Genomic DNA, 13,004 nt, shown 5'->3' on the forward strand with positions numbered 1-13,004 from the left:
ATGATATATCAAGCGAATAGCCAAAAACCGAGAGTCATGAGTGATTATGATCAGGCGCTGGTCTGGTCGGCATTGTTGCTGTTAAGTATCGGCTTGGTGATGATTTACTCTGCCTCGATCGCGATTGCCGAAGCGCAATTCGGCGCCGATCGCGCCGGTCATTACCTGTTGCGGCATAGCGCGTATCTCGGCGTCGGCTTGCTGCTGGGATTGATCGCTTTTCAGGTGCCCATGCAGGTATGGCAAAAATATGTGACTTATTTGCTGATGATCTGCTTGTTGATGCTGGTGCTGGTTCTCATTCCCGGGATCGGTCATGAAGTCAACGGCAGTCAGCGCTGGATTTCACTATACGTAGTCAATATCCAGCCATCCGAGTATATGAAATTCTGCATGGTGTTGTATGCGGCGGATTACGTGAACCGTAAGGTGGTCGATCTTAATTCATTCTTCAAGGGCTTCTTGCCAATTACCGTGGTGTTATCGGTCGTTGGCGCTTTATTGCTGCTGGAGCCGGATTTCGGCGCGTTCTTTGTGGTAACGGCGCTGGCGATGTCGATCCTGTTTCTCGGTGGTGTCAGTCTGAAAATCTTTATCGCGCTGATCAGTATATTGGCGATCGGTCTCTACGAGTTGATTTTGAGTTCGCCGTACCGGTTGAACCGGGTGATCGCATTTATGGATCCGTGGGCGGATCCGTATGGTAAAGGCTATCAATTGAGTCATGCGCTGATCGCGTTTGGCCGCGGCGAATGGCTCGGCGTAGGCTTGGGCGGCAGTGTCGAGAAATTATTCTATTTGCCGGAGGCGCATACCGATTTCTTGCTTTCGGTGCTTGCCGAAGAGCTCGGTTTTGTGGGCGTAGCCACCGTGATTGTGCTCTTTATTTGGCTCATAACCCGTGCCTTCGTCATCGGGCGTTTGGCGGCCAAGCTGGGGAATCCTTTTTCTGCGCTGGTGGCGCAAGGAATCGGTATCTGGATTGGCGTGCAGGCGCTGATCAATATGGGCGTTAATATGGGGGTTTTGCCGACCAAAGGACTGACATTACCGCTGCTGAGTTTTGGCGGCAGCAGCATTACCGCGATTTGTCTCGCACTGGCAGTGCTGTTGCGGATCGATTGGGAAAACCGGCAGCGCTTGCGGGGGCTGAACGTATGAACACGCGTACCATCCTGATCATGGCGGGCGGAACCGGCGGGCATGTGTTTCCGGGTTTGGCGGTAGCCGATTATCTGCGGCAAGCCGGCTGGCGTGTGGTGTGGCTGGGAACGGAGGCGGGCATGGAGCTGAGGCTGGTGCCGCAAAGAGGTTATCAGACGGAGGTGATCAGTTTCTCGGGATTGCGCGGCAAGCGGTTGCTGACATGGGCTTTATTGCCGTGGCGTTTGCTCAGGGCATTTTTGCAGAGTCTGCGCATCATCCAGCGGGTTAAACCCGATGTTGTGTTGGGAATGGGCGGTTATCCGGCGTTCCCGGGTGGCATGATGTCTTCGCTGCTGAATAAACCGCTGGTTATCCACGAGCAAAATTCGATCCCCGGGTTAACCAATAAAATTCTGGCGAAACTGGCGGAAAGAGTTTTTCTCGGATTCCCCGATGCTTTGCAGTCCGGAAAGGTCAGCGCCGTGTGGTCGGGAAATCCCGTGCGCGCCGAGATCGCGCAAATCGATGCGCCGGAACAGCGTTACCGGGAACGGCAAGGAAAACTTCACGTGCTGGTCGTGGGGGGCAGTCTGGGCGCGCAAATCCTGAATGACACAGTTCCGCAAGCACTTAAGCTGATTCCAGAAAATTTGCGTCCTATCGTGGTGCACCAGACGGGCGCCGCTCATTGGGAAACGGTTAACAAGCGCTATGTCGATTTGCATCTGCAAGCGGAAGTCCTGGCGTTTATCGAAGATATGGCCAAATGCTATGCTGCATCGGATTTGGTGGTGTGCCGCGCCGGTGCGCTGACAGTTGCCGAACTAAGCGCAGCCGGTGCCGCCAGCATACTGATACCCTATCCGCATGCGGTGGACGATCATCAAACCGCGAATGCGCGGTTTCTTTCCAGCCGGGGAGCCGCGGTGCTTTTGCCGCAAGCGGAATTAAATGCGCAAAAGCTCGCGGATTTGTTGATGAATTTAACACGGGAAAAATTACTCGAGATGGCAAAGGCCGCGCGCAGTCTGGCAAAACCGGAGGCCACCCGGGTCGTCGCGCAAGCCTGTATCGAATTAAGTGGAGCGCTGCATGAAGCATAAAGTTAAACACATACATTTTGTAGGTATTGGCGGCGCGGGCATGAGCGGGATTGCCGAGGTGTTTGTGAACCTGGGATTTCAAGTCAGCGGTTCGGATTTGATCAGCAACCAAGTTACGCAACGCTTATCAAAGCTCGGAATTCAAGTATATAGCGGTCATGCCAGCGGACAGATCGCCGGCGCCGACGTGGTGGTGACTTCCACAGCGGTCAAGCCGGACAATCCGGAAGTGATCGCGGCAAAAAACAAAAATATTCCGGTCGTGCCGCGTGCCATGATGCTGGCCGAGCTATTGCGGTTGCGCAGCGGTATCGCCGTTGCCGGAACTCACGGCAAAACCACGACAACCAGCTTGATTGCCAGCATATTGGCGGAAGCCGGTATGGATCCGACGTTTGTCATCGGAGGAAAGCTGGAAGCCGCGGGATGTCACGCCCAGCTCGGCAGCGGCGAATTCATCGTGGTCGAGGCCGATGAATCCGACGCATCATTTTTGTATTTGCAGCCGGTTCTGGCGGTTGTGACCAATATTGATGCGGATCATATGGAAACCTACGGACACGATTTCAACCGGCTCAAACAGACCTTTGTGGAATTCGTCCAGCATTTGCCTTTTTACGGAATGGCCGTGATTTGCGTGGACGACGCCAATGTTCGCGAAGTGATGCCGGCGATAACCAAACCGATTACAACCTATGGGCTATCGGAAACCGCACAGGTCCGCGCGATCAACATTACGCATAAGCATCATCAAATGAAATTTACCGCGGTGATCGGTGTTAACGGATCGGCCCGTTATTTGGATATCACGCTCAATTTACCCGGACTTCACAACATTCAGAATGCATTGGCAGCCATCGCCGTTGCCAACGAAATCTGCGTGCCGGATGCTGCGATCGTCAAGGCACTGGCGGAATTCAAGGGAGTGGAGCGGCGATTCCAGCAATTTGGAAACATCCGCTTGTCCGCGCATAAAAGTTTTTCATTGATTGATGATTATGGTCATCACCCGGCAGAAATGGATGCGACCATTAAAGCGGCGCGCGGCGCATTTCCGGGCAGGCGGTTAGTGGTTGTTTTTCAGCCGCATCGTTACACGCGAACGCGCGATGTATTTGAGGATTTCACGCGGGTATTGTCGCAGGCCGATCTTTTGCTGCTTACCGAAGTGTATCCGGCGGGGGAAGAACCGATTGTCGCGGCGGATAGTAAATCACTGGCGCGGGCAATCCGGATACAGGGCAAGGTGGAGCCGATTTATATCGAAGAGGTCGATGATTTGGCGGATGCCGTTCTGGGTGTGGTTCAGGATGGCGATGTGGTATTGGTGATGGGCGCCGGTTCGGTGGCGCGAGTGGCGCCGCAGATAGCGCAAACAGGTAGTAAGCTGACGGTTGTTAATGGGGATTAAAACGGGGCTTAATGAGAAATGACTGCAATGTTGTCCGTTCCGAGACCGATCATGATGCCGATGGATCAAACAGCCGGTGAAGCTGGCGCAGTACCGCTGCGTGGCGAGATGCGCATCAATGAGCCGATGCGAAGCCATGTCACCTGGCGCGCGGGGGGTATTGCGGATCGCTATTACATGCCGGCGGATCTGGACGATTTCGCCAATGTTCTCCGGGCATTCCCGCAACAAGCGGTATATGTTATCGGCTTGGGCAGCAATTTGCTGGTCAGGGATGGAGGGTTGCACGGCATCGTGATTGCTTTGCACGCGCGATTGAACGATTTGCAGTTGATCGAAAAAAATGAATCCGGCGGATTGGTTTATGTGGGCGCCGGCGTGGCTTGCGCCAAGGTTGCGCGGTTTTCCGCTCAGCACGATTTGGCAGGCGCCGAATTTTTAGCCGGAATCCCGGGGACGATCGGCGGCGCCTTGGCGATGAACGCCGGGTGCTATGGGTCTGAAACCTGGCAATTTGTAGAACGGGTGAAAGTCATCGATCGCAGCGGCCAAATTTTGGTCCGTCACGCGACGGATTACGAGACCGGTTATCGAAGCGTGAAACTGCAACACCAATCGGCAACAGTCCCGGCAGAATGGTTTGCCGGCGGTTTTTTCAGGCTGTCATCGGGGAATCAGGCGGAATCCCGGCAGAAAATTAAGCAGCTGCTGTCGCAACGTGTGAGTAGTCAGCCATTGAATCGACCGAATGCCGGTTCGGTTTTTCGCAATCCGCCAGGGGATTTTGCTGCGCGGCTGATCGAAGCTTGCGGTTTAAAAGGGTGTCATTTGGGCGGCGCCATGGTATCGCCGAAGCATGCCAATTTTATTGTAAATACCGGTCATGCCACCGCAGCGGATATTGAGGCGCTGATGATGATGGTGCAACGCAAGGTAAAGAAAGCGATGGCGGTCGACTTGATCCCGGAGGTCAGAATTATCGGTGAGCCGAGGAGGTTGGCATAGTGACAGCGCATGATTTCGGCAAAGTTGCGGTGTTGTTAGGCGGACGATCCGCGGAACGGGAGATATCGTTGCAAAGCGGAGAGGCGGTGCTTGCTGCGTTGCGACGCAGCGGAGTGGATGCTTATCCGTTCGATCCAGCCAGTCAGGGATTGGAAATGTTGATGCAGCAAGGTTTTAAAAGGGCTTTCATTACGCTGCACGGACGTTTTGGCGAAGATGGAACGGTGCAGGGCGTGCTTGAATGGATCAGATTGCCGTATACCGGCAGCGGCGTGATGGCGAGTGCTTTGGCGATGGATAAATGGCGCACTAAATTGATTTGGCAAGCCGCTGGGATTCTCTCCCCGCGATATGCCCTGCTGCAGGCCGATAGCGATTTTGCTGCGGTTGCAGAAGCACTGGGGCTACCGCTAATCGTCAAACCGGCACGTGAAGGATCCACGATAGGCTTGAGTAAAGTGTTCGACAGCAAGGATTTGGAAGCCGCCTATCATTTAGCGGCAGAACACGATTCTCTGGTGCTGGCGGAAGAATTTATTGCCGGTCAGGAATTAACGGTGGCGGTGCTGGGGGATATGCCTTTGCCGCTGGTCAGAATCGAGATAGCCGGTGATCTTTATGACTATGAAGCGAAGTATTTCTCCAATGAAACCCGCTATTTTTGTCCCAGCGGATTGCCGGGTGACGTGGAGGAAGCCATTCAGAAGCAAGCGTTACAAGCTTATAGAGTCTTGGGTTGCCGGGGCTGGGGCAGGGTTGATTTGATTTTAACGCCGTCCGGTCAGTTCTACTTTCTCGAAGCCAATACTTCGCCGGGAATGACCGGCCATAGCTTGGTGCCGATGGCTGCAAAGGCTGCGGGAATTTCCTTTGAAGAATTGGTTGTGAAAATATTGGATCTTGCGCATGTGGAATAATCCTAATGCATTGAATTTTTTGTCTAAGATACTGTTCGGTATGGTTGCGATAGCCGTGTTGTATGCCATCGGCTTGCAGTTGATAAGGCCGCCTTTTTTTCCAATCAAGGAAATTAGCATCAATGTTGTTCGTGGTGAAACAAAAAACATGGTTTTACAGAATGTTACCAATGAACAAATTGAGCAGCTCGTGAAAACTGAGATTGACGGAAATTTTATTTCGGTAAATTTAACCGCAGTGCGCGAAGCTTTTGTAAAATTGCCGTGGGTGCGAGAGGCGAAAGTAAATAGGGAATGGCCCCATGGATTGAATGTGACGCTGGAAGAACATCGTGCGCTGGCTTATTGGGGAAGTCATGCTTTGGTCAACACTTATGGCGAGGTGTTCCGGGTTAGCGCTGAGATGGATTTGCCGGTTTTTACAGGACCCAATGAAGCGAGTGCGCACGAGGTAACGCGGCAATATCAGCGTTTCAACCAAATTCTAGCACCGCTGCAGCAAAAAATTGCCGAGCTGATCCTGACACCACGCTATGCCTGGCGTATTCAATTGGATACCGGAACAGTCCTGGAATTGGGGCGCGATGAAACGGAAGAACGATTGATCCGCTATGTTTCAATATTCAATCACAGTATTGCTTTGTTAAATCAGCAAGGGCCACTAGCATATGTCGATTTGCGTTATCCAAACGGTTTTGCGATTCGCACGCCGGATGCGGCGCCACACGTACCGCGTAAATCCGATGCCAGGAGAGAGACGTGAGACCAGGGAGATGGGACTAGATGAATAAGGCTAGAGAAAATAGGAATTTGATTGTCGGGCTGGATATCGGCACATCAAAAATTGTCGCCATTGTTGCGGAAGTCGTACCGGAAGGCGGTTTTGAAGTGATAGGCCTGGGCAGTCATCCGTCGCGCGGATTAAAGAAAGGCGTTGTGGCCAATATCGAGACAACCGTGAATGCCATTCAGCGAGCGCTGGAAGAGGCGGAATTAATGGCGGATTGCAAGATTCAGGAAGTGTATACCGGAATAGCCGGCAGCCATATCAGGGGTTTTAACTCAAATGGCATGGTGCCCATCAAGGATAAGGAAGTTACCGAGAAAGATGTTGAGCGGGTCATGGAAGCGGCGAAGGCAGTCAATATTCCCGCCGACCAGCAAATATTGCACGTTCTCAACCAGGAATTCATCATCGATGGCCAGGAAGATGTGCGGGAACCGGTAGGGATGAGCGGTATACGGCTGGAAGTGAAAGTGCATATCGTCACCGGTGCTGTTTCCGCGGCGCAAAACATCGTGAAGTGCGTTCACCGCTGCGGGTTGGAGGTGCGTGACTTAATTTTGCAGCCGCTCGCGTCCGCGATGGCTGTGTTATCCGATGATGAGAAAGATTTAGGTGTCTGTTTGGTGGATATCGGTGGCGGAACGACCGATATCGCGGTATTTACGCATGGTGCCATCCGGCATACGGCGGTGATCCCGATCGCCGGCGATCAAATTACCAATGATATTGCCATGGCGTTACGCACCCCTACGAAAAGTGCGGAAGATATCAAATGCCGCTATGGCTGCGCGCTCAGAAGCCTCGCCGATACGCATGAGATGGTCGAAGTTCCGGACGTCGGCAACCGCGGATCCCGCCAGCTCTCCAAACAAACTTTGGCGGAAGTCATCGAGCCGCGAGCGGAAGAGCTTTATTGCATGGTGCAAGCGGAATTGCGCCGCAGCGGATTTGAAGAATTGCTGTCTTCCGGGATCGTGATAACCGGTGGATCCGCTTCGTTACGCGGTATGGTGGAGCTGGGCGAAGAAATCTTCCATATGCCGGTAAGGCTGGGTTTGCCGAATTATCACGGCAACTTGAAGGAAGTGATCCACACCCCGCGATATTCAACAGGAATCGGTTTAATTTTAGCGGGTATCGAGCAGTTGCAGCATCATCACGGTTCAAGGTTACAAGGAGGTTCTGCGAAGCAGATTTTTTCCAGGATGAAAGGGTGGTTCCAAAAGAATTTTTAAAGGGAAAGTTACGGGTATTAATGAGTAATATTGGTAGTCAAGCGGCTTTAATTTCAATGTACTAAAGGAGAAACAATATGTTCGAAATCATGAATAACGAAACTCAAGAAGCAGTCATCAAAGTCGTCGGCGTTGGTGGATGCGGCAGCAATGCGGTGGATCATATGATTCAGAACGGCATGCAAGGCGTTGAGTTTATCAGCATGAACACTGATGCCCAAGCATTGAAAAGTAATAAAGCGCCAACGGTATTGCAACTCGGCACAGGCATTACCAAAGGGTTAGGCGCGGGAGCCAACCCTGAAATCGGACGTGAAGCCGCGCTGGAAGATCGTGACCGGATTGCTGAATTGATTCAGGGCGCTGACATGCTTTTCATCACCGCCGGCATGGGCGGGGGTACAGGCACCGGAGCCGCGCCGGTTGTTGCGCAAGTGGCCAAGGAAATGGGGATATTGACTGTTGCCGTTGTCAGCAAACCGTTTGCATTTGAAGGAAAACGTTTGATAGCCGCAAAAACGGGAATGGAGTCGCTGGCGCAACATGTCGATTCGCTGATTGTAATTCCTAACGACAAGCTGATGATGGTCTTAGGCAATGATATTTCGATGCTGGATGCTTTCAAAGCGGCTAACGATGTGCTTTATGGCGCCGTTGCTGGCATCGCGGAAGTAATTAATTGTCCGGGCTTGGTGAATGTGGATTTTGCCGATGTGAAAACCGTTATGTCCGAAATGGGCATGGCAATGATGGGTTCCGCGGTCGCCATGGGAGTTGATCGTGCTCGTGTCGCGGCAGAACGCGCGGTTTCAAGTCCGCTGCTGGAAGATATTTCTTTGACTGGCGCGCGCGGTATTTTGGTGAATATTACCGCGAGCCAATCACTCAAGATGCGTGAAGTGCATGAAGTGATGAACACCATTAAAGATCTATCCGCCGAAGATGCAACGATTATTGTCGGTACCGTGATTGATGAAGATATGGCTGATAATTTGCGCGTGACTTTGGTTGCTACAGGGCTGGGCAGCGTCGCAAGTCAGAACCAAGGTCAAAGCTCGCCATTGACGGTTGTTCATACCCGTACTGGAACCGATGACCGGGATTCAATTTTCTCTACGGAAGAGCCTGCAGTCATGAGAACCGGCCGGAGAAGTAATGCCACTGTGGCGGCAATGCGCCAGTCAGGCGTTGATCCAATGGACATTCCCGCTTTTTTAAGAAGACAAGCTGATTAATTAGAATGGATGGAATATTTTTGCCCTGCTAAGGATATTTAGCAGGGCTCACGCAGGCATATATCTATTTGAATATAAAAATTATTGAGGTGAGTTACTAAATTAATTTCTGCGGCATCCGATATCATCCCGGCTTGCGCTCATGAAAAAATGTGAGCAAGTATTTTTTAATATACAAAAACTGAAGTGCGTGATCCCGTTCATCAGTATTTGTTTTTGATAAAGGAGATGCCATGAAGCAATTATTTATTTTTGTAACTCTGCTATTCCTGTTCACTGGTACAGCATTTGCAGCGGTCAATCTGAATACGGCAACACAAGCGGAACTGGAAAGCTTGCAAGGGATCGGTCCTGCAAAAGCAAAAGCGATCGTAGAGTACCGTGAGAAAAATGGCGCTTTTACTTCGGTAGATGATTTAGCCAAGGTAGCCGGCGTGGGACCTGGCATTATCAAGCAAATACGCGATGCGGTTACGGTTACAGTTGCAGCGGAACAAAGCGCAGAGGCTCCTGAGAAGAAGTAGCGGTTTTGATATAACAAATCATAAAACCCCCTCTGACATTGTTCAGAGGGGGTTTTTTATTTAAACGCAAGAAATGAAACAAGACGGCAATCTGATACGCATGCATAAAACGATTGAGAATTTTGTAGGAAATACCCCTTTAGTCAGGCTGAAACATCTCCCTGGTGTAACGAGCAACGTGGTGCTTGCCAAGCTTGAAGGAAATAATCCGGCAGGATCGGTGAAAGACCGCCCGGCATTATCGATGATTTCGCATGCGCAGCAGCGCGGTGAAATCCGCCCGGGTGATACCTTGATCGAAGCGACCAGCGGCAATACCGGCATTGCGCTGGCCATGGCGGCGGCGATGATGGGCTACCGGATGGTGCTCGTCATGCCGGAGAATCTCAGCATCGAAAGGCGGCAATCGATGAGTGCCTATGGCGCAAAAATCATCCTGACACCAAAATCCGGAGGAATGGAACAAGCCCGCGATATCGCGGAAAAAATGCGCGATGAAGGACAGGGATATATTCTCGACCAATTTGCCAATCCCGATAATCCGCTGGCGCATTATCAAGGCACGGCCCCGGAAATTTGGCGGGATACCGGTGGAACCCTCACGCATTTCGTGAGCAGCATGGGAACGACCGGCACCATCATGGGGTGTTCCAGTTTTTTTAAAGAGCAGGCGAAGCAGATCAAAGTGATCGGCGTGCAGCCGGAGGAAGGCGCGCAGATTCCAGGGATTCGAAAATGGTCACCGGCGTATTTGCCGAAAATTTTCGATGCATCCCGCGTGGATGAAATGATTTATGTATCGCAACCGGAAGCGGAAGAAATGACGCGGCGCATGGCACGGGAAGAAGGGATTTTTGCCGGGATATCATCAGGCGGGGCGTTAGCTGCCGCATTGCGGTTATCTGCGCAAGTAGAGAATGCGGTTATTGTGTTTATTGTTTGCGATCGCGGCGACCGCTATTTGTCTACCAATGTTTTTGCATCGGAATAAAGCGGCCGGATAACTGTGTTCATGGATAGCGCGATACCTAAAATTGATTTTTCATTTCCGGTACGGGTTTATTACCAAGATACCGATGCGGGTGGGGTTGTTTACCATACCTGCTATCTGAATTTTATGGAACGCGCGCGGTATGAATGGCTGCGGGCGCTTGGGTTTAATGTGAATTCGTTGACTGCAGATCACAAAGCATTATTCATGGTGAGGTCGATCGATGTTGTGTATTTCAAGCCGGCCGTGCTGGATGACTTGTTGAATGTGACGGTGACGGTGAACGAAATAGGTAGAAGTCGTATTACGTTATTGCAAGAAATAATTTGCAATCATGTCAAGTTAGTGAGTGCCACAATACATGTGGTATGTGTCGGCGCGGAAACGCTCAAGCCAGTGAGCATACCTGCGCCATTACGTGAAAAAATTAGGAATTCCGCATGAGTACAACAGTTACGCAAGATATGTCATTTCTTCATCTGATCACGAGCGCTAGTGTGTTGGTGCAACTGGTGATGCTGATTTTGGTAATGATTTCATTTTTTTCATGGTGGTACATTTTCAGAAAATTATTCGTTATCCGCAGTGAAATAAAGAAAACCGATGATTTCGAGGATATTTTCTGGCGTGGTGTCGATTTGAATGCTTTCCATCAGCGCATTACCAGTTCGCGCTATCAGTCAGGCTGCCTGGAGCGTATTTTTGCAGCCGGTTTCGGAGAATTTACCAAACATCCGACCGGATCGGATCTGGAAGCGGTGATGGAGAGCACGCGCAGAGCCATGCGGGCAACCTATCAACGCGAGATGGATTATCTGGAATCGCATTTATCGTTTCTCGCCACGGTGGGATCCGTAAGCCCCTACATCGGCTTGTTAGGTACCGTATGGGGAATCATGAATTCATTCCGCAGTTTGTCGAGCGTGACGCAAGCAACGATTGCCCATGTTGCGCCGGGCATTGCCGAAGCTTTGATCGCCACAGCCATGGGGTTGTTTGCCGCGATTCCGGCGGTGGTTGCCTACAATCGCTATGCCAGCAGCACCGATCAATTGGCGACCCGGTTTGAAAGTTTCATGGAAGAGCTATCCAATGTATTGCAACGGCGTGCGGCCGAATAACCGGATTGAGAGTGGATTATGACACGTCGAGCCAAACATAGATTAATGAATGAAATCAATGTGGTCCCCTACATTGACGTGATGCTGGTGTTATTGATTATTTTCATGGTAACTGCGCCCATGATCAATCATGGGCAAATCGAGTTGCCGCAGATCGGAAAATCGCTGGCGACACCGGCGGCCCCGCTGGAGGTGATCATCAAAGCGGATGGCAGTCTCACATTACGTGACCGGGCTGTATCCGCTACGGAACAGCCAGTCGACCGGGTGCAATTGATCAACGCGATTAAACAAAAACAAGCGCAAAATGCCGATCAGCCGGTTGTAATTGCTGCGGATAAAAACGTGCGCTACGAAGAAGTTATTAAGGTGATGGACATTCTGCAACAAAATCAAGTGTCGAAAGTAGGCTTGCTGGCACAACAAAAATAATGAATTTGTAATGACTGTGAGTGTGCAAAGGAATACCCCTCATGCAGAACCCAAGTCGCTAACGGCAGGTGTGCTGGCAGGGCTGGTTCATTTATTGTTTGTCGCATTATTGGTTTTTGGGTTGCATTGGAAAGACCACCCGCCGGAAGGCATGATGGTCGAAATCTGGACGGAATTACCTAAACCGATACAAGAACCGGTGAAAACCCAGCCTCCGCCAAAACCACCGGAGCCGCAGCCAGTGCCGCCAAAGCCTGAACCACCGAAACCGGAGCCTCCTAAGCCGGAGCCGCCCAAACCAGAGCCTCCTAAGCCTGAGCCACCCAAACCGGAACCACCGAAGCCGGAGCCGGTTAAAGCGGAACCACCCAAGCCGGTAGCGCAAAAAGCAGCCGTAACACCACCGGTCAAGAAGCCGGATATTGCGATGAAAGAGAAACCGGACCCGGAAGAGCAGAAGAAGAAAGAACAGGAAAAGATTAAAGAGCAGGAACATTTAAAAGAAATCGAGAAGCAGAAAGAACTCGAGAAAAAGAAAGAGCTGGAAAAACAGAAAGAACTGGAGAAGCAAAAAGAATTAGCCCGGCAAAAGGAGCTGGAGAAACAAAAAGCGCTAGAGAAGCAGCGGGAACTCGAAAAGCAAAAGGAAGCCGCACGGCAAAAAGAGTTGCAACTCCAGAAAGAAAGAGAGCAAGCCGCGCAACGGCAACGTGAGCAGGAGGCCAAAGCGCAGCGGGATGCTGAAGCACAACGCGCTGCACAGCAAGCTGCGGCAAGGAATCAAGTGACCAATGAAATTTCAAAATATAAAGCTCTGATTCTTGCCAAGATCAAAAGCAGAATCGTCATGCCGCCTGATTTGCCAGGGAATCCCGTGGTGGAGTTCAACGTGACGTTGCTGCCGGGGGGAGATATTTTGGACGTTCGGCTTAGCAAGAGCAGCGGACACGCGGTTTTTGACAGTGCGGTGGAACGCGCCATTCATTTGTCCAAACCTTTGCCGCTACCGCCCGATCCGGCGCTGTTTAACGAATTCCGCAATCTGAATATTACAGTGCATTATCGTGAATGATTGTTATAATCCATTGGTAATTTTT

At 51.2% G+C, this 13,004-nt stretch carries 14 protein-coding genes; all 14 read left to right on the forward strand.

What is annotated here, in order from left to right; translation table 11 throughout:
• The 14 genes from ftsW to tolA all read left to right on the forward strand — a co-directional run bounded on the left by ftsW (position 1) and on the right by tolA (position 12,979).
• Positions 1 to 1,161, forward strand: a complete 1,161-nt coding sequence (gene ftsW / locus RBH92_RS00545; protein ID WP_292922105.1) for a putative lipid II flippase FtsW — start codon at positions 1 to 3, stop codon at positions 1,159 to 1,161.
• Entirely contained in the window at positions 1,158 to 2,249 is a 1,092-nt protein-coding gene (gene murG, locus RBH92_RS00550; protein ID WP_307932806.1) for an undecaprenyldiphospho-muramoylpentapeptide beta-N-acetylglucosaminyltransferase, read from the forward strand. The genes ftsW and murG overlap by 4 nt, the downstream gene beginning before the upstream one ends.
• On the forward strand, positions 2,239 to 3,660 hold the full coding sequence (murC, locus tag RBH92_RS00555; protein WP_307932807.1) for a UDP-N-acetylmuramate--L-alanine ligase: 1,422 nt from the start codon (positions 2,239 to 2,241) through the stop codon (positions 3,658 to 3,660). The genes murG and murC overlap by 11 nt, the downstream gene beginning before the upstream one ends.
• 54 nt (positions 3,661 to 3,714) lie before the next feature.
• Positions 3,715 to 4,665 carry a UDP-N-acetylmuramate dehydrogenase gene (murB, locus tag RBH92_RS00560; protein WP_307933982.1) on the forward strand — a complete coding sequence of 317 codons (951 nt, stop codon included), beginning with the start codon at positions 3,715 to 3,717 and terminating at the stop codon, positions 4,663 to 4,665.
• A complete protein-coding gene (locus RBH92_RS00565) occupies positions 4,665 to 5,582 on the forward strand; it encodes a D-alanine--D-alanine ligase (RefSeq protein ID WP_307932808.1) in 918 nt (305 codons plus the stop codon). Before murB ends, RBH92_RS00565 begins: the two co-directional genes overlap by 1 nt.
• Positions 5,572 to 6,345: a cell division protein FtsQ/DivIB gene (locus tag RBH92_RS00570; RefSeq protein ID WP_307932809.1), complete on the forward strand. Its 774-nt coding sequence runs from the start codon at positions 5,572 to 5,574 to the stop codon at positions 6,343 to 6,345. The genes RBH92_RS00565 and RBH92_RS00570 overlap by 11 nt, the downstream gene beginning before the upstream one ends.
• Positions 6,346 to 6,365: 20 nt before the next feature.
• Positions 6,366 to 7,604 carry a cell division protein FtsA gene (ftsA, locus tag RBH92_RS00575; RefSeq protein WP_307932810.1) on the forward strand — a complete coding sequence of 413 codons (1,239 nt, stop codon included), beginning with the start codon at positions 6,366 to 6,368 and terminating at the stop codon, positions 7,602 to 7,604.
• 77 nt (positions 7,605 to 7,681) lie between these two features.
• Complete coding sequence (gene ftsZ, locus RBH92_RS00580) at positions 7,682 to 8,839, forward strand: cell division protein FtsZ (RefSeq protein ID WP_307932811.1); 1,158 nt, start codon at positions 7,682 to 7,684, stop codon at positions 8,837 to 8,839.
• 233 nt (positions 8,840 to 9,072) lie between these two features.
• Positions 9,073 to 9,363 (forward strand): ComEA family DNA-binding protein, encoded by a 291-nt coding sequence (locus tag RBH92_RS00585; protein ID WP_307932812.1) that lies wholly within the window; start codon positions 9,073 to 9,075, stop codon positions 9,361 to 9,363.
• 100 nt (positions 9,364 to 9,463) lie between these two features.
• Positions 9,464 to 10,354 carry a cysteine synthase CysM gene (gene cysM / locus RBH92_RS00590; RefSeq protein ID WP_307933983.1) on the forward strand — a complete coding sequence of 297 codons (891 nt, stop codon included), beginning with the start codon at positions 9,464 to 9,466 and terminating at the stop codon, positions 10,352 to 10,354.
• 21 nt (positions 10,355 to 10,375) lie between these two features.
• Entirely contained in the window at positions 10,376 to 10,798 is a 423-nt protein-coding gene (gene ybgC, locus RBH92_RS00595; protein ID WP_307932813.1) for a tol-pal system-associated acyl-CoA thioesterase, read from the forward strand.
• On the forward strand, positions 10,795 to 11,475 hold the full coding sequence (tolQ, locus tag RBH92_RS00600; protein ID WP_307932814.1) for a protein TolQ: 681 nt from the start codon (positions 10,795 to 10,797) through the stop codon (positions 11,473 to 11,475). Before ybgC ends, tolQ begins: the two co-directional genes overlap by 4 nt.
• An 18-nt stretch (positions 11,476 to 11,493) precedes the next feature.
• Positions 11,494 to 11,907: a protein TolR gene (tolR, locus tag RBH92_RS00605; protein ID WP_307932815.1), complete on the forward strand. Its 414-nt coding sequence runs from the start codon at positions 11,494 to 11,496 to the stop codon at positions 11,905 to 11,907.
• A 10-nt stretch (positions 11,908 to 11,917) separates the two neighbouring features.
• Entirely contained in the window at positions 11,918 to 12,979 is a 1,062-nt protein-coding gene (gene tolA / locus RBH92_RS00610; protein ID WP_307932816.1) for a cell envelope integrity protein TolA, read from the forward strand.
• Positions 12,980 to 13,004: the final 25 nt, after the last annotated feature.

The organism is Nitrosomonas sp. sh817 (genome assembly GCF_030908545.1).
Classification (GTDB): domain Bacteria; phylum Pseudomonadota; class Gammaproteobacteria; order Burkholderiales; family Nitrosomonadaceae; genus Nitrosomonas.

Coding starts and splice junctions, on each gene's coding strand:
- tolR (WP_307932815.1), top strand. CDS start 11,494: ATGACACGTCGAGCCAAACATAGATTAATGAATGAAATCAATGTGGTC.
- RBH92_RS00570 (WP_307932809.1), top strand. CDS start 5,572: ATGTGGAATAATCCTAATGCATTGAATTTTTTGTCTAAGATACTGTTC.
- ftsZ (WP_307932811.1), top strand. CDS start 7,682: ATGTTCGAAATCATGAATAACGAAACTCAAGAAGCAGTCATCAAAGTC.
- ybgC (WP_307932813.1), top strand. CDS start 10,376: ATGGATAGCGCGATACCTAAAATTGATTTTTCATTTCCGGTACGGGTT.
- murC (WP_307932807.1), top strand. CDS start 2,239: ATGAAGCATAAAGTTAAACACATACATTTTGTAGGTATTGGCGGCGCG.
- tolA (WP_307932816.1), top strand. CDS start 11,918: ATGACTGTGAGTGTGCAAAGGAATACCCCTCATGCAGAACCCAAGTCG.
- murB (WP_307933982.1), top strand. CDS start 3,715: ATGCCGATGGATCAAACAGCCGGTGAAGCTGGCGCAGTACCGCTGCGT.
- tolQ (WP_307932814.1), top strand. CDS start 10,795: ATGAGTACAACAGTTACGCAAGATATGTCATTTCTTCATCTGATCACG.
- ftsA (WP_307932810.1), top strand. CDS start 6,366: ATGAATAAGGCTAGAGAAAATAGGAATTTGATTGTCGGGCTGGATATC.
- cysM (WP_307933983.1), top strand. CDS start 9,464: ATGCATAAAACGATTGAGAATTTTGTAGGAAATACCCCTTTAGTCAGG.
- ftsW (WP_292922105.1), top strand. CDS start 1: ATGATATATCAAGCGAATAGCCAAAAACCGAGAGTCATGAGTGATTAT.
- RBH92_RS00585 (WP_307932812.1), top strand. CDS start 9,073: ATGAAGCAATTATTTATTTTTGTAACTCTGCTATTCCTGTTCACTGGT.
- murG (WP_307932806.1), top strand. CDS start 1,158: ATGAACACGCGTACCATCCTGATCATGGCGGGCGGAACCGGCGGGCAT.